Origin of the sequence: Microbacterium sp. PAMC21962 (assembly GCF_019443465.1) — a bacterium.
GTDB lineage: Bacteria > Actinomycetota > Actinomycetes > Actinomycetales > Microbacteriaceae > Microbacterium > Microbacterium hominis.
Map to the genome: position 1 here is coordinate 1,608,215 of NZ_CP080381.1, position 22,027 is coordinate 1,630,241.

A 22,027-nucleotide genomic window follows, 5' to 3' on the forward strand; every position below is an offset into this window, starting at 1 on the left:
GGTCGCTCCCTCCCGGACCGGCCCCGCCCGCCCCCGAGCCGAGGACCTCTCCATGACCCCGACGCCCTCCACCCCCCGCGGCAAGCGCGCCAGCGGCAACCCCGCGACGCAGGCCAAGATCGAGCTCACCGTCAAGCAACAGCGTGAGCAGCAGAAGCAGGAGAAGCTGGCCGAGTATCAGCGACAGCTCGCGCGACGCCGGCGCAGCCGCCTCACCTGGTGGGTCATCGGCAGCGTCGCCGCCGTCGCGGTCGTCGCGGTGATCGCGGCCTCGATCGTCTTCGCCCCGCGCGCCGCGACCTACCAGGCCGGTGGGACGGGCGCGACGATCGAGGGCGTCGAGACCTTCACCAACGAGACGCAGCACGTCGCGGGCACCGTCGACTATCCCCAGAACCCGCCCGCCGGCGGCCCCCACAACCAGTACTGGCTCAACTGCGGCATCTACGACCAGCCGCAGACCAACGAGAACGCGGTGCACTCGCTCGAGCACGGCGCGGTCTGGGTCACCTACGACGCCACCCAGGTCAGCGGCGCCGACCTCGACGCGCTCAAGGCCCAGCTGCCGTCGACGTACGTCATCCTCTCGCCGTACGAGGGGCTGCCGACCCCCATCGTGCTCAGCGCCTGGAACGCGCAGCTGAAGCTCGACAGCGCGACCGACAGCCGCATCCCGACCTTCTTCGAGGAGTACTGGCGCAACCAGAACGTGCCCGAGCCCGGCGCCGCGTGCACCGGCGCGATCGACGGTCCCGGAAAGCGGTCGTGACCGCCCCCGCCTCGACGCGCGCCCTGCCGCCCTGGTGGGCGGTGCTCATCGTCGCCCTCGCGATCGCGGGCCTCGCCTTCGCGATCGGACGATTCTCCACGTTCGGCGCCGCGGCGGCCGCGGCGGCCCCCGCATCCGACTCACCCGAGGCGGGGTTCGCCCGCGACATGCAGGTGCACCACGGTCAGGCCGTCGAGATGGCGATGGACATCTACCGCACGACCCGCAACGACGACGTGCGCGTGCTCGCCTACGACATCGCCACGACGCAGTCGGCGCAGAAGGGCGAGTTCTACGACTGGCTCGTGAAGTGGGGGCTGCCGCAGGCGGGCGGCCCGCTGATGGGCTGGATGGATGCCGCGGACACCTCGCACCAGCACGCCGGCACGGGTGCGGCCCGCCCGTCCGAGGCCGAGCTGATGACGCAGATGGGTATGGCCAGTACGGACGAGCTCGCCGCGCTGCGCGCGCAGACGGGCACCGCGGCGGACTGCACGTTTCTGGGACTGATGATCCGGCACCACCAGGGCGCATTGCCCATGGCTCAGGCGCTGCTGCAGCTCGGACACGAGCCGCGTGCGCTCACGGTGGCCCAGGGCGTGATCGACACCCAGTCCGCCGAGATCGACCTGATGACCTCGCTGCGCGCCGGCCTGGGCTGCACCGGCTGAGACCTCAGGCGCAGGCGGGACAGGCCTGCGCCGAGACGTCGGCGGAGGCGGCGCCGGAGTGCCGCCGCGCGTCGATGACGTGCCCGGCCGCGATCGTCCAAGCGTTGCGGGTACGGGCGATCTCGTCGTCGGCGCCGGCGAACGGGTCACGGTCGGCGATCGCCAGATCGGCGGCGGCGCCGACGCGGATCCGGCCCGCCGCCCCGTCGCCGATGAGCGCGTGCGAGCCGCTCGTGTACGCCGCGAGGGCCACCGCCAGCGGCAGGGACTCGTCGGCGCCCAGCGGGTCGACGTCGGGATGGTCCGCCTCCCTCCGCGTGACGGCGACGCCGATCGCGGCCCACGGATCGGGCGCCGACACGGGCCAGTCCGATCCCATCGCCAGCGCCGCGCCCGAGCGCCACAGCGACCCGAACGGGAACTGCCACGCGCTGCGCTGCGGACCGAGCAGCGGAGCGGTGACGGTGCGCATCACCTCGCTGCGGCACGCCCAGAGCGCCTGCGCGTTGACGGTCGTCCCGGTCGCGGCGAACCGCGGGACGTCGGCGGGATCGACGACCTGCACGTGCGCGATGTGGTTGCGCACGCCGTGGGGTGCGGGCCCCGCCGCGGCGAAGGCGTCCAGCGCCTGGGCGACCGCGGCGTCGCCGATGGCGTGCACGTGCACCGGGATGCCGGCCGCGTTCACCTGCGCGACGACGGCGTGGACGACCTCGTCGGGGAAGTAGCTGAGCCCGCGCGATCCGTCCGGGTAGCCCCCGCGAAGTGCGGCCGTCTTCGACTCGACGATGCCGTCGAGCATGAGCTTGGCCGTGCGGGTGGGGAAACCCGTGGCATCCGCTCGATCGGCGCGCTCCCGCAGGCCGGCGACGAACTCCGCGACGGCGTCGACCGTCAGGTCCCGCGGCACCCAGACCGCACCGGTGGGGCGCCCGCGCATCCCCGCGGCGCGCGCGAGGAGGTACGCGTCGGTGAAGTCCGGGATGCTGCCGAACGAGGCGAGCGCCGCCTCCTGCCAGCCCGTCACGCCGAGGGAGAGCAGATGGTCGGCGGCCGTCCGGATGCCGGGGGCGAGCGCGTCGGGGCCCGGCTGCGGGGCGATGCGGCCGACCAGGTCGACGGCGCCCTCTCTCAGGGTGCCCTGCGGCTCGCCGTCGGCATCGCGCACGATGCGCCCGTCGGGCGGGTCGGGCGTGGTCCGGTCGATCCCGGCGAGGGCGAGGGCGCGCGAGTTGGCCCACGCGCCGTGCCGGTCGCTGTCGAGCAGCAGCACCGGACGGTCGGGCACGACGGCGTCCAGCGCCGCGCGCGAGGGCGTGCCGCCGGCGAACCACTCGGCGCGCCAGCCGCCTCCGCGCACCCATGCCTGCGGGTCGGCGAGCGCCTCGGCGTGCGCGCGGATGCGCTCGAGGCATCCCCGCTCCGAGCCGGTGTCGTCGAGGGTGCAGTCGAGGCCCTCCAGGGCGACGAGGCCGAGGTGCACGTGCGCATCGGCGAAGGAGGGCGCGATGAGACCGCCCGCGGCATCCAGCTCGTCGGCGTGCGGCAGCCCGCGGCGCACCTCGTCGCGCGCGCCGACGGCGACGATGAGGCCGTCGCGCACGCCCACGGCCTCCGCGTCGATGCGCTCCACGCCGTCGAACACCGCTCCGCCGGTCACGATGAGCTCGCTCATGTCGATCCTCTCTCAGCTCGCGTGGAGCACGGGCCGGAAGAAGCGGTGCGCGGGCGGCGCCCACAGCGCGGCGAGCACGAGCGCGTGGACGGCGATCTGGGCGAGCGACCACCCGTCCCAGTCGTGGTCGACCGCGAGGCTCCACGCCTGCAGCGCGATCAGCGCCAGGGCGAGCACGCTCACGAACAGCCGCGACAGCCCGCTGCCCCGGGCCAGCCCCGACGCGGCGGCCACGGACAGCAGGCCGAACAGCACGATCCCGACACCGATCAGCGACACGCTCATCACCATCGACCCCGGCACGTCGTAGCGGCTGAGCAGGAACAGGATGCCGAACATGGCGCTGGCCAGACCACCGAGGTAGACCAGCGCGACGGCGATCGTGACCGGCACCGGACGCGAGACCTCCCGCGTGTGCGAGACGGCATGCGCCGGAGCCGCATCGGCGAGGGCGCGCGCGACGTAGCGGCGCTGGATCGCGCGCACGACCTCGATCAGCACGATCGCGGCCACGCACGCGCCGGTCACCACGACCGCGGTGACCTGGCCGGGATCGACCAGCAGGAAGAACGACCGCGACAGCGCGACGGAGAAGATGACGACGAGGGCGACGAACATCCCCCCGACGACGGCGCCCTTGTAGCGGTTGAGCGGGCGGCTGAGCACGGCGAGGATCCAGATGCCGACGACGGCGAGGATGATGGTGGCGCCCGTGCGCAGCTCGTCGACCTCGATGCCCGCGCCGCGGACGACGAGCGTGTACGCGGTGAGGGTCAGCGCCACGATGACCCCGGTCGGGATCGCGAAGCTCAGCGAGCGACGCAGGAACCCGGGGATGTAGCGCTGCGCGTTCGGCATCAGGGCGAGGAAGAAGGCGGGGATGCCGATCGTCAGCCCGTCGGTGATGGACAACTGCCGCGGCAGGAAGGGGAACTCGAGCAGCAGGAGCCCGAAGAGCAGCGCCAGCAGGGTCGCGTACGTGGTCTTGGTGAGGAACAGCATCGAGACGCGCTCGATGTTCGCGATCACCTGCCGCCCCTCGGCGACGACGTCGGGAAGGTGCGAGAAGCGCCCGTCGAGCAGCACGAGGCGGGCGACGGCCTTCGTGGCCGCGGCGCCCGAGTTCATCGCGATGCCGATGTCGGCCGTCTTGATCGCGAGCGCGTCGTTGACCCCGTCGCCGGTCATGGCGACGGTGTGCCCGTTCGACTGCAGCGCGACGACCATCCGCTTCTTCTGATCGGGGCTCACCCGACCGAAGACGGTGTGCTGCTCCAGCACCTCGGCGAGCGCGGCGTCGTCGTCGGGGATCTCGCGGGCGTCGTAGCCCTCCGCGGCATCCACGCCGACCTCGCGCGCGATCGCCGCGACCGTGCGCGGGTTGTCGCCGGAGATGATGCGGATGCCGACCCCCTGGGCGCGGAAGTACTCGAGCGTCTGGGCGGCGTCGGCGCGCACCTTTTCGCGGAAAGTCAGCACCGCCACGGGCCCGAGCCCCTCGGGCAGTCGCTCGTGCTCGGCGTCGTCGGCGCTGAGCACGCTCGCCGCATACGCGAGCACGAGGGTGCGGCGGCCGGTGGAGGCGCGCGCGACGACCGCGGAGCCGAGCGGGTCGGCGACGTCGCTCGCGGCCGCGCCGAACACCATCTCCGGCGCGCCGAGCACCCACGTGCCGGCGGCGTCGCCGTCGGCGTCGAACGAGACGGCGCTCCATTTGCGGGCCGACGAGAACGCGATGGTCTCCGCCGCCACGCGGGGGCGCGCGGCGGCATCGGCGGCGAACGGCTCGCGCAGGGTGCGTGCGGTCGCGTTGGCGTCGGGCGCGGCGCCGTACCAGCCCAGCGTGCGGCGCCAGCCGTCGACCTCGTCGAGCAGGAACGCGTCGTCGTAGACGATCTCGCCCTCGGTGAGCGTGCCCGTCTTGTCCAGGCAGATGACGTCGACCCGGGCGAGGCCCTCCACGGCGGGCAGCTCGTTGACGAGCACCTGTCGGGCGGCCAGGCGCGCGGCGCCCACCGCGAAGGTGATCGACGTCATCAGCACGAGCCCGAGCGGGATCATCGCGGTGAGCGAGGCGATCGTGTTCACCACCGCCTGCACCCACGAGCCGGTCTCCCACGCGGCGCGCCAGCCGCCCGCGACCTGCATCTGGGCGTTCAGCACGAGCAGTCCGATCGGGCCGATCCCCCACCCGACCCAGGTCAGCACGCGGTTGATCGAGTCGCGCAGTTCGGAGCCCACCAGCGAGAACCGCTTCGCCTCGTCGGCGAACGCGTTCGCGTAGGCGTCGGCCCCGACGCGGATGACCTGCGCGTCGCCGTCGCCGCCGACGACGATCGACCCGGACAGCGCTTCGTCGCCGGGGCGCTTGTCCACGGCATCCGACTCGCCGGTCAGCATCGACTCGTCGATCTGCAGGCCGCGCGAGCCCACGATCCGGGCATCGGCCGGCACCTGGTCGCCGGCGCGCAGCACCAGGATGTCGCCCAGCACCACCTCCGTCTGCGCCACCTCCTGCTCGGTCCCGTCGCGGCGCACGCGCGCGGCGGCGGCGTTGAGCAGCGCGAGCTTGTCGAGCGCGGCTTTCGCGCGGAACTCCTGCACCGAGCCGATGACGGCGTTGGCCACCGCCGCGAAGCCGAAGAGGGCGTCCTGCCAGCGGCCGAGGGCGAACAGGATGCCGAAGCACGCGAAGACGATGCCGTTGAAGAGGGTGAACACGTTCGCGCGCACGATGCTGGCGGCGCTGCGGCTCGTCTCGGCCCGATAGGCGTTGGAGCGCCCGTCCGCGATGCGCGCGGCGACCTCGTCGGCGCGGAGGCCGACGGCCGGGTCCACCTCTTCGAGCTCGACGCCGACGTCCTGCGCGGGGCTGGTCATGGCTTCACACTAAAGGAGCGGCGCGGCTCGTGTGCCCACGAGTTCCGCGCCGCTCCCCCGAAGGGCGGTGCCGAACGATCAGCCCTTCGTCGCCCCCGCGAGGAGCCCCCGCACGAAGAAGCGCTGCAGGGCGAAGAACACGACCAGCGGCACGATGATCGAGATGAACGTTCCGGCGGCCTGCAGGAACCACTGGTCGCCCCACGTGCCCGACAGCGAGTTCAACGACTGGGTGATCGGCAGCGACGACGACGGCGCGAAGATCGTCGCGACGAGCAGGTCGTTCCACACCCAGATGAACTCGAGCACCGCGAAGGACGCCAGCGCGGGCGCGGCCAGCGGCAGGATCATCCGGAAGAAGATCTGCCCGTGTCCGGCGCCGTCCACCCGCGCCGCCTCGATGACCTCGCTGGGGATCTCCGCGATGAAGTTGTGCAGCAGGAACACCGCCAGCGGCAGGGCGAAGATCGTGTGCGCGATCCAGACCGTCGCGAAGCTGTGCTCGAGCCCGCGGAGGTCGAGGGCCGGGAAGACGGTCACGTCGCCGATCGTCATGCCGCGGGAGAACAGGCTCAGCAGCGGCACGAGAGCCATCTGCAGCGGCACGATCTGCAACGCGAACACCGCGATGAAGGCGAGGTTGCGACCCTTGAAGTCGATCCACGCGAACGCGTAGGCCAGCAGCGAGGCGACCGCGAGGGCGAAGAAGACGACCGGGATCGTGATCGCCAGCGAGTTGAGGAACGACTCCCCCAGCGTCAGGGCGGTGCCGCCGGAGGTCAGCGCCTTCTGGTAGTTCTCCAGCGTGAACGACGGGTCGGTGAACACTGTCCACCAGCCGGTGCTCTGCACGTCCGATCCGGGGCGGAACGACGTGACGAACAGGCCGAACGTGGGGATGGTCCAGAAGATCGCGATGATGAGTGCCGCGATCGTCGCGCCCTTCGACGACAGGCGCTTGCGCGCCATCGCCTCGTGCTTGCGCGTGTCGCGGGAGACCTGCCGTGCCGAACGGGTGTCGGTGACGGGCTCGATGACGTCGACGCCGGTGCTCATCGGATCTCCCTCTGCTTGCGGATCTGGATGATGTTGAAGACGATCAGCGGCGTGACGAAGATGAACAGCACGACCGCCAGCGCCGCCGCGTGGCCGTAGCTCTGGAAGCGCTGCTGCTGGTTGACCATCTCGAAGGCGAGCACCGAGGTGTTGGCGCGACCGCCGGTCATGACCGCGACGATGTCGTAGATCTTCAGCGCCGCGATGGCCACGGTGGTCACCACGACGACGATCGACGAGCGGATGCCGGGCACCGTGACGTTGCGGAACCTGTCCCAGGCGTTCGCGCCGTCGAGCTCGGCGGCCTCCATCTGCTCCGGCGGGACCGCCTTGATGGCCGCCGAGAGGATGACCATGGCGAGGCCCGTCTGGCTCCAGATGAACACCACCATCAGCAGCAGGCTGTTGATCAGGGGCGTCACGCTCAGCCAGGCGACGGGGTCGCCCCCGAAAGCCGTGATGATCGCGTTGAGCAGACCCAGCTGATCGCCCTGCCGGTAGTCGTACATGAACTTCCAGATGATGCCGGCGCCCACGAACGAGATGGCGAACGGCATGAAGATCAGCACCTTCAGGAACCGCTCCCCCGCGGCACGGTCGATGAACACCGCGTAGGCGAGCCCGACGATCGTTGCGATGGTGGGGCAGATCAGCACCCAGATGACGGTGTTGATCACCGACCACGTGCCTTCCGGCTGCGTGAACACCCACACGTAGTTCTCGAAGCCCACGAACTCGGCGCCCGTCTTGTCGTAGAACGACTGCACGAACGTGGCGATGAACGGGTAGATCAGACCGATCAGCAGCAGCACCGCCGCGGGAGCGGCGAACAGCACGAGCTGGAAGAGGTAGCCGGCGCCCTTGCGCGCACGGTAGTCCAGCAGGAACAGCGCGCCGCCGGAGACCAGGGCGATGCCGAGCACGTAGATGAACGCGTTCGCGTAGGGCCGCAGCAGCATCAGCGCGATCACCGGGATGGCGAAGCACGCGACGAGGCGGATCCAGAAGTAGAGGCGACCGGGGCGCGGCGCGTACTCGATCAGCAGCAGGAGCACGCCGACGACCGCACCGAAGACGATCAGGATGATCGGGATCTGGACGATCGGCCCCATGACGCCGAGCCACTGGAAGAACGCGGTGAGCGAGACGCCCGGGATGACGATCTTGGCGGGATCCTCGACGGGTGCGCTCAGCAGCAGCAGGACGACGAGCGCGAGGACGACGACGAGCGCGCCGGTCGCGATACCCGCGGTGACGCGGGGAGAGAAGGCGCGGCGCCGGCCCGGCGGAGGCTTCGGGGCATCCGTCTGGGATCGCGCGGGCGCGGTGGTTGTTGCGGACATCGATGAGCCTCCGTGTGCTTCGGCGGACGCGGGACGTGGGTGACGACGAGGGCGGGCACCGCGGGCGGGATGCCGAGGCCTCGGCATCCCGCCCGCGGTGTCACGCGGTGGGTGTGACTAGTTGTTGTAGCCGGCCTGGATGTCGCTGAGGACCGTGGCCTGGTCCTTGCCGTCGATCCAGTCGACCATGCCCTTCCAGAACGAGCCGGAGCCGACCGTGGCGGGCATGAGGTCCGACGCGTCGAAGCGGACCGTGGTGTTCGGGTCCTGCAGCAGCTTCATCGCCTCGGTGAGGAACTCGCTCGAGGCCTTGCTCGGGTCCGCCTTGAGGTTGGCCGAGATGGCGCCGCCCTCGCTGACGCGGGCGTCGGCGAACTCGGGGCTGGACATGAACTCGAGCACCTTCTGCGTGGCCTCGCTGTCGGAGAAGCCGGCGACGAACTCGCCACCGACCTCGATCGTGGCCGAGCCCTCCTTGTAGCCGGGGAGCACGAAGGCGTAGACGTCACCGTCGGGCGCGACCTTCGGGGTCTCACCCGATGCCGTCTTCACGGTCAGGAAGTTGGCCGTGAGGAACGACGCCTGGTGGGTCATCGGGCAGGAGCCGTCCGCCACCTTCGCCGCGACGTCACCGAACGCGGTGCTGTTGATGCTCTTGACGTCGCCGTAGCCGGCGTTGACGTACGACGGGTTCAGCAGGATGTCGCCGACCGCAGTGAACGCGTCGGAGATCGGCTTGTCCGTGAACTTCACGGTGCCGTCGACCCACTGGTCGTACACGTCGGGACCCGACTGGCGCAGCACGAGGTCCTCGACCCAGTCGGTGCCGGGCCAGCCCGACGCGCCGCCGGACTCGAAGCCGGCGCACCAGGGCGCCGCCCCGGTCTTCTCCTGGATCGTCTTGGTCAGCGTGAGCAGCTCGTCCCACGTCTTCGGGATCTCGACGCCCCACTCCTTGAACTTCGCCGGCGAGTACCAGACGTAGCCCTTGATGTTGGCGAGCATCGGCGCCGAGTAGAACGTGCCGTCGATCGTGCCGTACTTCTTCCAGTCGGGCGACCAGTTGGCGTCGACGTTGTCTTCGACGGCCTTCGGTGCCGCCTTCACGTCGCCCGTGCCGACGAGGGTCTTCAGCAGACCCGGCTGCGGCACGATCGCGATGTCGGGAGCATCGCCACCGGTCACCTTCGTGACGATGTTGGCCTCGAAGCTCTTGTCGCCCGTGTACTCCACGGTGACCCCGCTGGTCTTGCTCCAGTCGTCGAAGACCTTCTGCAGGGCGTCGGCCTCAGAACCGGTGATACCGCCCGCGATCCGCACGGTGCCCCCGGCCGCTGCCGATCCCCCTGTGCTGCCGCCGCTGCTGCCGCCTTCGGCGCAGCCGGCGAGAGCGAATGCCGCCACGCCCATGACGGCAAGAGGCGCAATCCAGCGCCGCCGTGACATCCCCATGTGATTCCTCCTCATTGAGTGCTCGGATGATTCCTGTGCACACGGTTCCTTCCCGGAACCGATTCCAGGCAAAGCTATTGGACACGCTCCCACGACACAAGGCAGCGATTGTCACAACCCGATAACGACAACTATCGCGCGGAACGCGCCGCCACGAAGATGAGAGCAACCGGTTCCATACTGAACCGTGAGAAAGACGATCGATCAGCTCGAGGAGGAGCGCCGATGGCGGGCATAGCGGAGGTCGCCGCCCACGCGGGCGTCTCGAAGGCCACCGCCAGTCGTGCCCTGAGCGGCGCCGGCTACGTATCCGAGAGCACGAAGTCGCGGGTGCGCGCGGCGGCCGCCGAGCTGGGCTACGTCCCGTCCGCCGGGGCCGTCGGACTCGCGACGGGCCGCACGCAGAACGTCGGCGTCGTCATGCCCTACGTCAACCGCTGGTTCTTCGCCGAGGTGCTCGAGGGCATCCAGCAGGCGCTGCTGGAACGCGGCCTCGACCTCACCCTGTACGACGCGAAGCCCGGCACCGACGGGCGCGCCCGGATCTTCGACGACTTCCTGGCGCGCAAGAGGTTCGACGGCCTGATCGCGGTGGGCCTGGAACCGGTGGACCACGAGCTCGAGCGTCTGACGCGCATCGACCGCCCGATCGTCAGCGTCGTCGGCTCGAGCGAGCTGACCAGCGTCGTCGCGGTGGACGACGCGGATGCGGCGCGGCGGGCCACCGAGCACCTCATCGCCCTCGGCCATCGCGACATCGCGTTCGTGGGCGGCGCTCCCGAGAGCCACTGGGCGCACGTCGACCAGGAGCGGCTCGCCGGCTACCGCCACGCGATGCGCGAGGCGGGCCTGTCGCAGTTCGCCCGGCACGCGCACTCCGAGGTGACGCTGCCCGACGGCTACGCCGCCTCCGCCGATCTGCTCAGCGACACGCGCCGCCGCCCGACCGCCATCGTGGGCGTCTGCGACGAGGTGGCGATCGGCGCGATCATCGCGGCCCGTCGCCTCGGCATCCAGGTGCCGTCGGCGCTGAGCGTCGTGGGGATCGACGACCACGAGTTCGCCGACATGTTCGCCCTCACCACGCTCCAGCAGGTGCCGCGGGAACAGGGCCGGGCCGCCGTGGGCGTGCTGCTGTCCGAGATCGCCGAGCCGGGCCGCGCGCGCACCGAGCTGCGTCTTCCCGCCCGGCTCGTCGTGCGCAGCTCCACGGCCCCGATCAGCGACGGCGTCGAGCGCGTCTGAGCGCGCCGCACGGACGCGGAAGACCCCCGGGCCGAGCCCGGGGGTCTTCGCTGCAGTTCTTCGAGAAGAGCTGATTACTTGATGGTCACCGAAGCGCCGGCCTCCTCGAGGGCAGCCTTCGCCTTCTCGGCGGTCTCCTTGTTCGCGCCCTCGAGCACGGCCTTGGGGGCACCGTCGACGACGGCCTTGGCCTCGCCGAGGCCGAGCGAGGTGAGCTCGCGGACCGTCTTGATGACCTGGATCTTCTTGTCGCCGGCGGCCTCGAGGATGACGTCGAAGGAGTCCTTCTCCTCGACCTCTTCGGCGCCACCCGCGGCACCCGCGGCGCCGGCAACGGCGACGGGGGCGGCAGCGGTGACGTCGAACTTCTCCTCGAACGCCTTCACGAACTCGCTGAGCTCGACGAGGGTCAGGCCGGCAAACTGCTCGAGCAGCTCCTCAGTGGTGAGCTTCGCCATGATGTATCTCCTAGATGGGTGGGGTGTATGGGAAAGAGCTCGCCGGTCGCTTACGCGGCCTCGGCGGTCTCCAGCTTTTCGCGAAGCGCGTCGATGGTGGCCGCAGCCTTGCCCATCGTCGCCTTCATCATGCCCGCCGCCTTCGCCAGCAGAACCTCACGGCTCTCCAGGGAGGCGTACTTGTTGACCTCGTCGGCGCTCAGGGCGTTGCCCTCGAAGACGCCGCCCTTGATCACGAGAAGCGGGTTGGCCTTGGCGAAGTCACGCAGAGCCTTCGCGGTGGCGACGAAGTCGCCGTGCACGAACGCGACGGCCGAGGGCCCCTTGAGGTCCTCGTCCAGCGCCGTGATCCCCGCGTTGTTCGCGGCGATCTTGGTCAGCGTGTTCTTCACCACGGCGTAGCTCGCGTCCTGACGGATGCTGTTGCGCAGCTGCTTGAGCTGGGCGACCGTCAGACCGCGGTACTCGGTCAGCAGAACGGCAGTCGAGTTCTCGAAGTTCTTCGTGAGCTCGGCGACCGATGCATCCTTCTGCGCCATGGTCACTCCTTGATGTGAACGTGACACCCCGCGGTGGCGGAGCGTCGGCCTCGACCGGCTGTCCTGCGATACGGACCCCGCACAACGAGAAAAAGCTCCGGCGCAAGCGCACGGAGCTTCGTGTCCGGTTTCCCGGTACTGTCTGTGACACCTGCGCGGGCCCCTGCGATGCAGAGCTTCGTCGGCATCCGCTTGCGCGCACGCCGAGACCAGCGGTCTTTGGCTTCCCCCAGCATAGGCGACGCCGGCACCGTCGCCAAATCCGGGCGGCGCGGGTGTCGCGGGGCCCGGCTGTCGACGGCGCGGGTTAGCCTCGATGTCATGACTCCGGAGGCCTTCGCACGCATCGCCCCGGAACTGGCCTCCCGCATCGTCGCCGACTCGCGCGACCGCGTGGGCTGGATGCGCGCCCGCTCGCGCGGCATCACGGCGACGGATGTCGCTCAGCTGACGAGTCCCGCCGCCATCGCGCGCGCGGCCGACGCCAAGCTCGGCGCCGGGCGCGGCTTCTCGGGCAACGCGTACACCGACCACGGACGTCGCCGCGAGCCGGAGATCGCCGCCTGGGTCGCGGCGACGCACGGCATCCACCCCTCGTCGGCCCTCTTCCACGCCGTCGTCGAGAAGCGCCACCTCGCGACCCCCGACGGCATCACGGTCGATCAGGACGGTCGTGTCGTGCTCGCGGAGATCAAGACCACGAACAAGACGTGGCGCTCGATCCCCCGCACCTACCTGCGTCAGGTGTGGTGGCAGCAGCACGTGCTGGGTGCCGAGCGCACCCTGGTCGTGTGGGAGGAGCACGACGGGTTCGTGCCCGTCGGCGACGAGCCCCGGTGCGCCTGGGTCGACCGCGACGAGCGGGAGATCGGCAACCTCGTGCGCCTCGCGACCGAGCTGATCGACGAGCTCTACCGCCGCACCACCGCGCGCCGGGTCGGGGCGGCGCCGGCCGATGCCGCCGCACCGCGCGCCCGCGAGCCGTTCCGCGCCCTCGCCCTCGCCGACTGACCGCCCGCCGGATGCCGGGGCCTCGGCACGGGCAGAGCCGGGTCGGGAATAGTTGACGCAGGTCAACGTTGCTCATATAGTTGACCCAGCTCAAACGTTGACTGAGATCAACCATCCCGTCGCCCCCGGCGACTCCTCCGCATCGCCGTACCTCCAGGAAGCACCCCTATGTCAGAAACCCTCACCGACGGCGCACCGCGCATGAACCATCGGCAGGTGCTCGAAGCCCTGTCCGGTCTGCTGCTGGGCATGTTCGTGTCCATGCTGGCCTCGACCGTCGTCTCCAGCTCGCTGCCCGTGATCATCCACGACCTCGACGGCAACCAGGCCGCCTTCACGTGGGTCGTCACGGCGACCCTGCTCACGACGGCGATCTCGACCCCCATCTGGGGCAAGCTCGCCGACCTCACCAACCGCAAGGTGCTCTACCAGCTCGCGATCGTGATCTTCGTGCTCGCGACCGCCGCCGCGGGATTCTCGCAGAGCCCCGAGATGCTCATCGCGTTCCGCGCCGTGCAGGGCATCGGCGCCGGCGGCCTCGCCGCGCTCAGCCAGGTGCTCATGGCCGACATCATCAGCCCGCGCGAGCGCGGCCGCTACATGGGCCTGTTCGGCGCGGTGATGGCGCTCGCCACGATCGGCGGGCCGCTGCTGGGCGGTGTGATCACGGATGCCTGGGGCTGGCGCTGGAACTTCTTCGTCTCGCTTCCGGTCGCCGTCGTCGCCCTCGTGCTCGTCCAGGCGACCCTGCACGTGCCGGCCCGCCCGAAGAAGAAGACGACGATCGACTACCTCGGCATCGTGCTGCTGTCGGCCGCCGTCTCGCTGCTGCTGGTCTGGGTCACCAACGCCGGCACGACCAAGACCGGCGACTGGTGGGATCTCGGCAACAACGACTGGTGGAGCCTCACGACGGTGCTGATGGTCGGCGGCGCGATCCTCGCCGCGATCCTGTTCGTCATCGTCGAGCTGCGCTCGCGCGAGCCGCTCGTGCCGCTGACGCTGTTCCGCAACCGCACGTTCACGCTGTCGGTCATCGCCTCCATCGCCACCGGCATCGCCATGTTCGGCGCCTCGGTGTTCCTCAGCCAGTACATGCAGCTGGCGCGCGGGGCGACCCCGACCGAGGCCGGGCTCATGACGATCCCGATGATCGGCGGCCTCCTGGTCGCCTCGGTCGGCGTCGGCACGCTGGTGACCCGCTACGGCACGTGGAAGCCGTACCTCATCGTCGGCGCCGTGCTGCTGATCGCCGGCTCGTCGCTGCTGTCGACGATCCACTTCGACACGGACTTCTTCCTCGTCTCGGTGTACATGTTCCTGCTCGGTGCGGGCGTGGGCATGACGATGCAGAACCTCGTGCTGGTCGTGCAGAACACGACCCGTCCGGAGGAGATCGGTGTCGCGAGCTCCGGTGTGACGTTCTTCCGGAGCCTCGGCGGGACCATCGGCGTCTCGGTCATGGGCGCCGCCCTCGCCGCGCGCGTGGTCGACCTCGTCGCCGAGCGCAAGGAGGAGATCACCGCCGCCGTGATGGGGCTCGGCGACCAGGCCCAGTACTGGGGGCAGCAGCTGCAGTCCGGATCGCTGCCCAAGGTCTCGGCGATGCCCGATACGCTTCGTGTCGTGTTCGAGGACATCTACGCCAACGGCATCTCCCATTCCTTCCTGATCGCCGTCCCCTTCGCCGTGATCTCGCTGATCGCGATCGTCTTCCTCCCCAACAAGCCGCTCACGACGATGACCACCGTCGAGCGCCTGCAGGCGAGCGAGGCCGACCTCGCGACCGTCTCCGTCCCGGAGGCCATGGAGACGCTGACCGCGACCGGATCGGTGCGCACCGTGCGCACGGGAACCCGCGACGATGGCTGAGACCTCCGCAGCCTCCAGCTCCCGTACCGACGCGGTGCGGGAGCTGGAGGCCGAGTTCGGGGAGCTGATCACCCGCTTCCAACGGGTGATCAGCGAGATCGCGAACCGGGTGAGCCCGGGTCTGCTGCCGGGCGCGTACAAGGTGTTCACGACCATCGCCCGCCGCGACGGCGTGACCCTGTCCACGCTCGCCGATCACCTCATGATGGACAAGGGCCAGCTGAGCCGGACGATCCGCGAGCTGGAGAGCCTCGGCCTCATCTCGCGCGCCCCCGACCCCGCCGACGGCCGCTCGAGCCTGCTGTCCGCCACGGCCGAGGGCCGGGGGCGCCTCGAGGCCGCGCGGGCCCCGCAGCAGGGCCTGCTGCTGGATGCGATCGTGGACTGGCCCCTCGACGACATCCACGCGCTGACCCGCCTGCTGCATGCGCTCGGCGAGAGCGTCACGCGCCGCTGACGACGCTTAGCGGCCCGGTAGCACTCGCGTAACACGGCGGAGACATCGCCGGGGTTGACTGGTCGGCACGGGGGCACCACGCCTCCCCGGCCGCACGTGCAGCCAACGCCGACACGCACGGGAAGGAGCGACCCGATGGTCTCTCACCGTCTCACCCGATTCCGGCCTCTGCGGGGCGCCGCGGCAGCGGATGCCGCCCACACCGCCGCCGTCCCCGAGATCCCCCGGGACATGCGCGCGATGGTCTTCGACGAGGTCGGCGGCGCGGAGGTGCTGCACGAGGCCACGATCCCCGTGCCGGCTCCCGTGCTGAGCGAGCTCCTCGTGCGCGTGGTCGCCGCCGGGGTCAATCCCATCGACGCCAAGACCCGCTCCGGCGCGGGGGTGTCGGGGGCCATCGACGCGTTCCCGAGCACGCTCGGCTTCGACTTCAGCGGCGTCGTCGTCTCGGCGCCCTACGAGTCGCACCCGTTCCCTCCCGGCACCGAGGTGTTCGGGATGACCCCCTTCCCCCGCTCCGGCGGATCGTACGCGGACTACGTCGTGGTGCCCACCCTCTCCGTCGCGCGCAAGCCCGCGTCGCTCTCGCACGCCGAGGCCGCGGCCGTGCCGCTGGCGGCGCTCACCGCGTGGGGGCTCGTCGTCGAGACCGCGCACGCCCACGAGGGCCAGCGGGTGCTCATCCACGCCGGCGCGGGCGGTGTGGGCCACTTCGCGGTGCAGCTGGCCGCCTACTTCGGCGCACAGGTGATCGCCACCGGATCGGCCGGCAACCTCGCGTGGCTGCGCGAGCTGGGGGCATCCGTCGCCATCGACTACGCGACCACGCGCTTCGAAGACGTCGTCGGCACCGTCGACGTCGTCATCGACCTCGTCGGCAACGTGCACGACGACACGGGCACCCGGTCGCTGGGCGTGCTGCGCCCGGGCGGCCTATACGTCCTCGTGCCCACCGGGGGCTGGCCGCAGTACGCGGATGCCGCCGCGGCCGCGGGCGTGCGGACCACCTCGTACAAGGTGGTCCCCGACGGCACCGTCCTGGCGACGCTGGCGCGTCTGCTCGACTCGGGCGCGATCCGCGTGTTCGTCGACCACGTCTACGACCTGGGCGAGGCCGCGACGGCGCACCGCGAGGTGGAGCGGGGTCACACCCGCGGGAAGATCGTCCTCGCGGTCGGCGACTGCTGACTCACCGCGACAGCACGCGGCGTCCCTCCGCGACGATCTCCCCCGCCACCGCGTCGAGCAGGGGCGAGCGCAGGTTCCACTGCTGCCAGAACAGCGCCACCGCCACCTCTGGTCCGCCCAGCGGCACGAGGGCGCCGGAGGCGAGGGCCTCGCGCGACTGCAGGCGCGGCAGCAGAGCCCATCCCAACCCGAGTTGGACGGCCGTCGCGAAGTCGTGCGACGCGGGCACGCGGTGGCGCGGCGGGGCGGTGGGGTCCACGCCCCGGGCCGTCAACCAGCGCGTCTGCAGGTCGTCGCGGCGGTCGAAGTCGATCACCGGCGCCCGCCGCAGCCCGTCGCGGTCGCCGTCGGCGTCGCCGGTCAGCCACCGATCGCGGAAGGCCGGGGTCGCGACCGCCTCGTAGACGAGCTCCCCGAGCGGGCTGACCCGGCATCCGCCGACGGGCTGCTCACGCGAGGTGACCGCCCCCATCACCGTGCCCGACTCGAGCAGGCCCGCCGTGAAGTCCTGATCGTCGCGGTGCAGGTCGAAGACCACCGGATGGCGCGCGCTCAACCGTGCCAGCGGGGCGAGGAACCAGGTCGCCAGGGAGTCCGCGTTCACGGCGAGGGGCACGCGCGTCGTGGCGGCATCCGCGCCCAGTTCCGCGATCGCGTCGGCCTCGAGGAGCGCGAGCTGGCGGGCGTAGCGGACGACACCGTGCGCTGCCGGCGTCGCGCGCACCGGCTTCGTCCGCACGAGGAGCACCTGTCCGAGCGCGTCCTCGAGCGCCCGGATGCGTTGGCTGACGGCGGAGGGGGTGAGGTGCAGTCGACGCGCGGCGGCTTCCAGCGTCCCCTCCTCGACGGCCGTCGCGAGGGTGAGCGCCAGCTCGGGCGAGATGCGTGACATAAGCTCAGCTTACGAGGCGTGAGAATCGTCACCTGGACTGATCACGAGGAGCCTCCTAGCGTCGAAGCCGTGCTCCCCACCGTCCTCGCCGGTTTCGGCCTCGGCCTGTCGCTCATCGTCGCGATCGGCGCGCAGAACCTCTTCGTGCTGCGCCAGGGCATCCGCCGCGAGCGGGTGGTGGCCGTCGCCCTCGTGTGCGCACTGTCGGATGCCGTGCTCATCGCGGTCGGCGTCTCCGGCATCGGCGCGATCCTGCACGCCGTCCCCTGGCTCATCGACGCCGTGCGGTGGGCGGGCGCCCTCTTCCTCGGCGGCTACGGGCTGCTCGCGGCGCGCCGGGCGCTGCGTCCGGCGCACGCGGCGCTGCAGGTGTCCGATGAGGGGCCCCGCGACGCCGAGCGCGCGCCGCGGCTCGCACCGATCGTCCTGACGTGCCTCGCGCTCACCTGGCTCAACCCGCACGTCTACCTCGACACCGTGTTCCTCCTCGGCTCCGTCGCGAACACGCACGGCGCGGACCGTTGGTGGTTCGCCGCGGGGGCCGCCGCGGCATCCGTCCTCTGGTTCTTCTCGCTCGCCCTCGGCGCCCGTCATCTGGGGCGCCGGCTGGCCACGCCGCGCTCCTGGCGCATCGTCGACGGCGTGATCGCGGTCGTGATGATCGCCCTCGCGGTGAGCCTCGTCTGGCCCCGCTGACGCGGTGCGGGCAGGATGGAGGGATGATGCGTGTCCACCTCGTCGCCCGCGGCGGCGTGCAGGGCGTCGGGTACCGATTCACGATGGAAGCCGTCGCCGCGCGCGTCGGCGCCACCGGATGGGTGCGCAATCGCCCCGACGGCAGCGTCGAGGCCGAGGTGGAGGGCAGCGATGCGGCCGTGGCCGACGTCGTGGACTGGGCCCGCCGCGGCCCGCGCGGCGGCTGGGTCGACGACGTGCAGGTCGAGCAGATCGCGCCCGAGGGCTCCGGCGTCTTCGAGATCCGCCGGGACGGCTGAGACGACGACGGGGCCCCACCCGAAGGTGGAGCCCCGTCGTGAGGTCGATCCGAGGATCAGACCAGGGAGTTGACGTCCAGCGGGATGCCGGGGCCGAACGTGGTCGACACGGCGCCCTTCTGGATGTAGCGGCCCTTCGAGCTCGAGGGCTTGAGGCGCACGATCTCCTCGACCGCGGCGGTGAAGTTCTCCTCCAGCTGCTCGGCCGTGAAGGAGGCCTTGCCGACGACGAAGTGCACGTTGGCGTGCTTGTCGACGCGGAACTCGATCTTGCCGCCCTTGATCTCCTCGACGGCCTTGGCCGGGTTGGGGGTCACGGTGCCGGTCTTGGGGTTCGGCATGAGGCCACGGGGACCGAGGACCTTGCCGAGGCGTCCGACCTGGCCCATGAGCTCGGGCGTGGAGACGGCCGCGTCGAACGCGGTCCAGCCGCCGGCGACCTTCTCGATGAGCTCGGCGCCGCCGACCTCGTCCGCGCCCGCAGCGATGGCGGCCTCGGCAGCCGGGCCCGTCGCGAACACGATGACGCGGGCGGTCTTGCCCGTGCCGTGCGGGAGGATGACCGTGCCGCGGACCATCTGGTCCGCCTTGCGCGGGTCGACCGCGAGCTTGAGGGCGACCTCGACGGTCGAGTCGAACTTCTTCGACCCCGTCTCCTTCGCGAGCTTCACGGCCTCGGTGGACGTGTAGAACTTGTCGCGGTCGATCTTCGCCGCGGCTGCTTCGTAAACCTTGGACTTAGCCATTGTGCGTTCCCCCTCAGTCCTCGACCGTGATGCCCATGGAGCGGGCGGTGCCGGCGATGATCAGCGAGGCGGCCTCGATGTCGTTCGCGTTCAGGTCGGGCATCTTCGTCTCGGCGATCTGACGGACCTGGTCCTTGGTGAGCTTCGCGACCTTGACGGTGTGCGGGGTCTTGGAGCCCTTCTGCACGCCGGCGGCCTTCTTGATGAGCTCCGCGGCGGGCGGGGTCTTCAGGATGAACGTGAAGCTGCGGTCCTCGTAGACGGTGATCTCCACGGGGATGACGTTGCCGCGCTGCGACTCGGTCGCGGCGTTGTACGCCTTGCAGAACTCCATGATGTTGACGCCATGCTGACCGAGCGCGGGGCCGATCGGCGGCGCCGGGTTGGCGGCACCGGCGTTGATCTGAAGCTTGATCAGGCCGGTCACCTTCTTCTTCGGTGCCATTCTCTTTCCTTCTGTCGAGCGCCCGTGGCCGGAGCATCGGGGCGCGCTTCCACGCGATCGGCGGACCCGAAAGGTGGTGGGGAGGTCGCGCGACGAGCGCGCAACCTGATGATTCTACCGGATGCCGCGGCATCCGGTGGCGATCACTGCTTGGTGACCTGGTCGAACGACAGCTCGACCGGCGTCTCGCGCTCGAAGAGGGAGACGAGCACCGTGAGCTTGCCGCTCTCCGGCTTGATCTCGCTGATCGAGCCGGGAAGACCCGCGAACGAGCCCTCCTTGATCGTGATCGTCTCGCCGATCTCGAAGTCGACCTCGGTGATGACGCTGCGCGCCTGGGTCGCGGAGCCCTTGGCCCCGCCGCCCTTGACGGGCGCCGTCTCGGTGATCTGCACGAGGGACTTCAGCATGTTGAAGGCCTCCTCGAAACGCAGCGGCGTCGGGTTGTGGGCGTTGCCCACGAAGCCCGTGACGCCGGGCGTGTGACGCACGACCGACCACGTGTCCTCGTTGAGCTCCATGCGCACGAGCACGTAGCCGGGGATCCGGACGCGCGTGACCATCTTGCGCTGACCGTTCTTGATCTCGACGACGTCCTCCATGGGGACCTCGACCTGGTAGATGTCCTCTTCGACCTCGAGCGAGTTCTTGCGCTGCTCGATGTTGGCCTTCACCTTGCGCTCGAAGCCCGCGTACGAGTGGATGACGTACCACTTGCCGGGAAGCGACCGCAGCTCGGTGCGGAACGCCTCGTAGGGGTCTTCGGGTGCGGCGTCGGCGTCGTCCTCGGCGGCCTCGACCACCTCGCCGGCGGTCTCGACCTCGGCGACGAACTCCTCGTCCAGCACGGGGGCGTCGGGCTCGCCGTTGACGTCGGGTCCGTCGTAGGGCGCGATCTCCTCGGCGGCGTGAGCGGCCGCGTCGGCCTCCTCCTCGGCGAGGGCGTCGGTGAGCACCTCGGCGGCGGCTTCGGCCTCGGCGGCCTCGTCGATCTCCAGTGCGTCGTTCACGATGGCGTCTGCCTCCGGGTCTTCGATGTCGATGTCGTCGTACTCGTCGTCGTCGACGGCCGCGTCCTCGTCGTCGACCACGTGGACGGCGAGGTGCTCCGCGGGCGCGGAGGCGCGCTCCTCGGCGGCGAGGACGTTGCCCTCCTGCGCCTCGTCGTCTTCACTGGACTGCTCGGCGGCGGTGGCCCAGTCGACGTCGTCGGTGTACTTCTCAGACACGTATGTCCTCTTCCCTCGGGGGTCGTGCGGTGACAGCTCGGGCGTCGGCTGGATCAGCTCGGCACGCCGAAGACGACCTGCACCACCCAGGTGAAGAGCAAGTCGAGGCTGTACACGACGGCCATCATCACGACGACGAAGCCGAGGACGACACCGGTGAACTTCAGGAGCTCCTGGCGGGTCGGCGTGACCACCTTGCGGAGTTCGCCGAAGACCTGGCGGATGAAGAGCGCGATCCGCTGGAAGAAGTTCAGCTTCTTCTCGCGGGGCGTGCCGCCTGCTGCGACGACCTCGCCGTGCGCCTCTTCCTGGACCATGTACCCACCCATGTGACGTGCTCGGACGTTCTCGGACTTGCTTCCGCGCCGGCGTGGACCGGCGCGCCTGCTGTGTCAACTGATCGCTGACGCGCAGGGCGGACAGGAATCGAACCTGCAACCTGCGGTTTTGGAGACCGCTGCTCTGCCAATTGAGCTACCGCCCTAGAGATCCGGGGATCCCAGGGTGAAATCCGCCTCCCGTGCTCGAGGACCACGCGGGAACCACGCGGGCACGGCAAAAGAATGCAGACTTCAAGTGCACTGTCCAGTGTACGTCATGCCATCTGGACGCGCGAACCGTCAGTACTCCTGCACACCGTACCGATCGGGTTCCGGCCCCCGGCGGAAGTCGCGTCCGGACAGGGATGCCGGCACGACGCGGACGTAGTTGTACTTCACCGTCGGGATCCACGGGCGCAGCCCGAGCTCGTCCGCGGCGCGCACGTCGTCGGCCGTCGTCAGGCGGTGGGCGTGGCCGCGCACCACCACGCTCCAGGCGTCGGTGTCGCTGTACTCGTCGACCTCGAAGAGCACGCCGTCGTTGATCGTGAGCTCGGTCAGCTTGCTGCCCTCGGCGGTGCGGAAGACGATGCTCTCCCCGTCGAGGATGTAGTTCACCGGGAAGATGTCCAGGACGTCGCCGACGTGGGTGACCAGGCGGCCGAGCTCCTGCTCGGCGAGTCGCTGCCAGCACTGCCGGTCATCGAGGAAGCTGACCGCATCCGAGGTGTCCATGGCCTCATCCTGCTCCGCCGGCGCGCGCGGCGCCACCCCCGCGCGCCGG

Annotated in this window: 22 protein-coding genes and 1 tRNA gene; 9 read left to right on the forward strand and 14 right to left on the reverse strand. The window is 70.4% G+C overall.

The genetic code is table 11. The features are described from left to right. Nucleotides 1-52: 52 nt before the first annotated feature. Entirely contained in the window at nucleotides 53-769 is a 717-nt protein-coding gene (locus tag KY498_RS07790; RefSeq protein ID WP_191008007.1) for a DUF3105 domain-containing protein, read from the forward strand. Next, entirely contained in the window at nucleotides 766-1,440 is a 675-nt protein-coding gene (locus KY498_RS07795) for a DUF305 domain-containing protein (RefSeq protein ID WP_191008006.1), read from the forward strand. The genes KY498_RS07790 and KY498_RS07795 overlap by 4 nt, the downstream gene beginning before the upstream one ends. Nucleotides 1,441-1,444: 4 nt before the next feature. Here KY498_RS07795 and KY498_RS07800 read toward each other — a convergent pair whose 3' ends face one another. From KY498_RS07800 to KY498_RS07820, 5 genes are all read right to left on the reverse strand, one after another. Next, on the reverse strand, nucleotides 1,445-3,115 hold the full coding sequence (locus KY498_RS07800) for an amidohydrolase (protein ID WP_219879602.1): 1,671 nt from the start codon (nucleotides 3,113-3,115) through the stop codon (nucleotides 1,445-1,447). Between the two features lie 12 nt (nucleotides 3,116-3,127). After that, nucleotides 3,128-5,995: an HAD-IC family P-type ATPase gene (locus tag KY498_RS07805; protein WP_191008004.1), complete on the reverse strand. Its 2,868-nt coding sequence runs from the start codon at nucleotides 5,993-5,995 to the stop codon at nucleotides 3,128-3,130. 78 nt (nucleotides 5,996-6,073) lie between these two features. After that, nucleotides 6,074-7,051 (reverse strand): carbohydrate ABC transporter permease, encoded by a 978-nt coding sequence (locus KY498_RS07810; protein WP_060959201.1) that lies wholly within the window; start codon nucleotides 7,049-7,051, stop codon nucleotides 6,074-6,076. After that, nucleotides 7,048-8,394 carry a carbohydrate ABC transporter permease gene (locus KY498_RS07815; RefSeq protein ID WP_101305759.1) on the reverse strand — a complete coding sequence of 449 codons (1,347 nt, stop codon included), beginning with the start codon at nucleotides 8,392-8,394 and terminating at the stop codon, nucleotides 7,048-7,050. Before KY498_RS07815 ends, KY498_RS07810 begins: the two co-directional genes overlap by 4 nt. A 117-nt stretch (nucleotides 8,395-8,511) precedes the next feature. After that, a complete protein-coding gene (locus KY498_RS07820) occupies nucleotides 8,512-9,846 on the reverse strand; it encodes an ABC transporter substrate-binding protein (RefSeq protein ID WP_060959203.1) in 1,335 nt (444 codons plus the stop codon). Between the two features lie 225 nt (nucleotides 9,847-10,071). Here KY498_RS07820 and KY498_RS07825 point away from each other — a divergent pair, with 225 nt between their 5' ends. Beyond that, the gene (locus tag KY498_RS07825; RefSeq protein WP_101305757.1) at nucleotides 10,072-11,091 is read left to right on the forward strand and encodes a LacI family DNA-binding transcriptional regulator; all 1,020 of its coding nucleotides are present in this window, start codon (nucleotides 10,072-10,074) and stop codon (nucleotides 11,089-11,091) included. 74 nt (nucleotides 11,092-11,165) lie between these two features. On the opposite strand, the gene rplL is transcribed toward KY498_RS07825, so the two are convergent. Both rplL and rplJ read right to left on the reverse strand, forming a co-directional pair. Beyond that, nucleotides 11,166-11,549 carry a 50S ribosomal protein L7/L12 gene (rplL, locus tag KY498_RS07830; protein ID WP_060959205.1) on the reverse strand — a complete coding sequence of 128 codons (384 nt, stop codon included), beginning with the start codon at nucleotides 11,547-11,549 and terminating at the stop codon, nucleotides 11,166-11,168. Between the two features lie 50 nt (nucleotides 11,550-11,599). Further along, the gene (rplJ, locus tag KY498_RS07835; protein WP_060959206.1) at nucleotides 11,600-12,088 is read right to left on the reverse strand and encodes a 50S ribosomal protein L10; all 489 of its coding nucleotides are present in this window, start codon (nucleotides 12,086-12,088) and stop codon (nucleotides 11,600-11,602) included. 321 nt (nucleotides 12,089-12,409) lie between these two features. Between rplJ and KY498_RS07840 the strand changes: the two genes are divergently transcribed. The 4 genes from KY498_RS07840 (at nucleotide 12,410) to KY498_RS07855 (ending at nucleotide 16,616) form a co-directional block, all read left to right on the forward strand. Next, on the forward strand, nucleotides 12,410-13,099 hold the full coding sequence (locus KY498_RS07840; RefSeq protein ID WP_082734116.1) for a YqaJ viral recombinase family protein: 690 nt from the start codon (nucleotides 12,410-12,412) through the stop codon (nucleotides 13,097-13,099). A 168-nt stretch (nucleotides 13,100-13,267) separates the two neighbouring features. After that, nucleotides 13,268-14,971, forward strand: coding sequence for an MDR family MFS transporter (locus KY498_RS07845; RefSeq protein ID WP_191008003.1), 1,704 nt, complete (start codon nucleotides 13,268-13,270; stop codon nucleotides 14,969-14,971). Continuing rightward, nucleotides 14,964-15,428: a MarR family winged helix-turn-helix transcriptional regulator gene (locus tag KY498_RS07850; protein WP_060959208.1), complete on the forward strand. Its 465-nt coding sequence runs from the start codon at nucleotides 14,964-14,966 to the stop codon at nucleotides 15,426-15,428. The genes KY498_RS07845 and KY498_RS07850 overlap by 8 nt, the downstream gene beginning before the upstream one ends. 135 nt (nucleotides 15,429-15,563) lie before the next feature. After that, entirely contained in the window at nucleotides 15,564-16,616 is a 1,053-nt protein-coding gene (locus KY498_RS07855) for an NADP-dependent oxidoreductase (protein ID WP_191008002.1), read from the forward strand. A gap of 1 nt (nucleotide 16,617) precedes the next feature. On the opposite strand, the gene KY498_RS07860 is transcribed toward KY498_RS07855, so the two are convergent. After that, nucleotides 16,618-17,508: a LysR family transcriptional regulator ArgP gene (locus KY498_RS07860; RefSeq protein WP_191008001.1), complete on the reverse strand. Its 891-nt coding sequence runs from the start codon at nucleotides 17,506-17,508 to the stop codon at nucleotides 16,618-16,620. Between the two features lie 69 nt (nucleotides 17,509-17,577). On the opposite strand from KY498_RS07860, the gene KY498_RS07865 reads away from it, so the two are divergent. After that, nucleotides 17,578-18,204 carry a LysE/ArgO family amino acid transporter gene (locus KY498_RS07865; protein WP_082808076.1) on the forward strand — a complete coding sequence of 209 codons (627 nt, stop codon included), beginning with the start codon at nucleotides 17,578-17,580 and terminating at the stop codon, nucleotides 18,202-18,204. A 23-nt stretch (nucleotides 18,205-18,227) separates the two neighbouring features. Further along, on the forward strand, nucleotides 18,228-18,503 hold the full coding sequence (locus tag KY498_RS07870; protein WP_101305752.1) for an acylphosphatase: 276 nt from the start codon (nucleotides 18,228-18,230) through the stop codon (nucleotides 18,501-18,503). A 56-nt stretch (nucleotides 18,504-18,559) separates the two neighbouring features. Here KY498_RS07870 and rplA read toward each other — a convergent pair whose 3' ends face one another. The 6 genes from rplA to KY498_RS07900 all read right to left on the reverse strand — a co-directional run bounded on the left by rplA (nucleotide 18,560) and on the right by KY498_RS07900 (nucleotide 21,978). Continuing rightward, complete coding sequence (rplA, locus tag KY498_RS07875) at nucleotides 18,560-19,249, reverse strand: 50S ribosomal protein L1 (RefSeq protein WP_005050012.1); 690 nt, start codon at nucleotides 19,247-19,249, stop codon at nucleotides 18,560-18,562. 13 nt (nucleotides 19,250-19,262) lie between these two features. Next, nucleotides 19,263-19,694: a 50S ribosomal protein L11 gene (gene rplK / locus KY498_RS07880; RefSeq protein ID WP_005050009.1), complete on the reverse strand. Its 432-nt coding sequence runs from the start codon at nucleotides 19,692-19,694 to the stop codon at nucleotides 19,263-19,265. Between the two features lie 143 nt (nucleotides 19,695-19,837). Continuing rightward, nucleotides 19,838-20,923 carry a transcription termination/antitermination protein NusG gene (nusG, locus tag KY498_RS07885; RefSeq protein ID WP_191008000.1) on the reverse strand — a complete coding sequence of 362 codons (1,086 nt, stop codon included), beginning with the start codon at nucleotides 20,921-20,923 and terminating at the stop codon, nucleotides 19,838-19,840. 53 nt (nucleotides 20,924-20,976) lie between these two features. Then, a complete protein-coding gene (gene secE / locus KY498_RS07890) occupies nucleotides 20,977-21,240 on the reverse strand; it encodes a preprotein translocase subunit SecE (protein WP_167626531.1) in 264 nt (87 codons plus the stop codon). Nucleotides 21,241-21,334: 94 nt separating this feature from the next. Continuing rightward, a tRNA-Trp gene (locus KY498_RS07895) sits at nucleotides 21,335-21,407 on the reverse strand. A 136-nt stretch (nucleotides 21,408-21,543) separates the two neighbouring features. Further along, nucleotides 21,544-21,978 carry a pyridoxamine 5'-phosphate oxidase family protein gene (locus KY498_RS07900; RefSeq protein ID WP_060959214.1) on the reverse strand — a complete coding sequence of 145 codons (435 nt, stop codon included), beginning with the start codon at nucleotides 21,976-21,978 and terminating at the stop codon, nucleotides 21,544-21,546. Nucleotides 21,979-22,027: the final 49 nt, after the last annotated feature.

What these genes read in the sequence shown, in the direction of transcription:
- KY498_RS07790 (WP_191008007.1), top strand. Translation starts at nt 53, where the DNA reads ATGACCCCGACGCCCTCCACCCCCCGCGGCAAGCGCGCCAGCGGCAAC.
- KY498_RS07800 (WP_219879602.1), bottom strand. Translation starts at nt 3,115, where the DNA reads ATGAGCGAGCTCATCGTGACCGGCGGAGCGGTGTTCGACGGCGTGGAG.
- KY498_RS07805 (WP_191008004.1), bottom strand. Translation starts at nt 5,995, where the DNA reads ATGACCAGCCCCGCGCAGGACGTCGGCGTCGAGCTCGAAGAGGTGGAC.
- KY498_RS07810 (WP_060959201.1), bottom strand. Translation starts at nt 7,051, where the DNA reads ATGAGCACCGGCGTCGACGTCATCGAGCCCGTCACCGACACCCGTTCG.
- KY498_RS07815 (WP_101305759.1), bottom strand. Translation starts at nt 8,394, where the DNA reads ATGTCCGCAACAACCACCGCGCCCGCGCGATCCCAGACGGATGCCCCG.
- KY498_RS07820 (WP_060959203.1), bottom strand. Translation starts at nt 9,846, where the DNA reads ATGGGGATGTCACGGCGGCGCTGGATTGCGCCTCTTGCCGTCATGGGC.
- KY498_RS07825 (WP_101305757.1), top strand. Translation starts at nt 10,072, where the DNA reads ATGGCGGGCATAGCGGAGGTCGCCGCCCACGCGGGCGTCTCGAAGGCC.
- rplL (WP_060959205.1), bottom strand. Translation starts at nt 11,549, where the DNA reads ATGGCGAAGCTCACCACTGAGGAGCTGCTCGAGCAGTTTGCCGGCCTG.
- rplJ (WP_060959206.1), bottom strand. Translation starts at nt 12,088, where the DNA reads ATGGCGCAGAAGGATGCATCGGTCGCCGAGCTCACGAAGAACTTCGAG.
- KY498_RS07840 (WP_082734116.1), top strand. Translation starts at nt 12,410, where the DNA reads ATGACTCCGGAGGCCTTCGCACGCATCGCCCCGGAACTGGCCTCCCGC.
- KY498_RS07845 (WP_191008003.1), top strand. Translation starts at nt 13,268, where the DNA reads ATGTCAGAAACCCTCACCGACGGCGCACCGCGCATGAACCATCGGCAG.
- KY498_RS07850 (WP_060959208.1), top strand. Translation starts at nt 14,964, where the DNA reads ATGGCTGAGACCTCCGCAGCCTCCAGCTCCCGTACCGACGCGGTGCGG.
- KY498_RS07855 (WP_191008002.1), top strand. Translation starts at nt 15,564, where the DNA reads ATGGTCTCTCACCGTCTCACCCGATTCCGGCCTCTGCGGGGCGCCGCG.
- KY498_RS07860 (WP_191008001.1), bottom strand. Translation starts at nt 17,508, where the DNA reads ATGTCACGCATCTCGCCCGAGCTGGCGCTCACCCTCGCGACGGCCGTC.
- KY498_RS07870 (WP_101305752.1), top strand. Translation starts at nt 18,228, where the DNA reads ATGATGCGTGTCCACCTCGTCGCCCGCGGCGGCGTGCAGGGCGTCGGG.
- rplA (WP_005050012.1), bottom strand. Translation starts at nt 19,249, where the DNA reads ATGGCTAAGTCCAAGGTTTACGAAGCAGCCGCGGCGAAGATCGACCGC.
- rplK (WP_005050009.1), bottom strand. Translation starts at nt 19,694, where the DNA reads ATGGCACCGAAGAAGAAGGTGACCGGCCTGATCAAGCTTCAGATCAAC.
- secE (WP_167626531.1), bottom strand. Translation starts at nt 21,240, where the DNA reads ATGGTCCAGGAAGAGGCGCACGGCGAGGTCGTCGCAGCAGGCGGCACG.
- KY498_RS07900 (WP_060959214.1), bottom strand. Translation starts at nt 21,978, where the DNA reads ATGGACACCTCGGATGCGGTCAGCTTCCTCGATGACCGGCAGTGCTGG.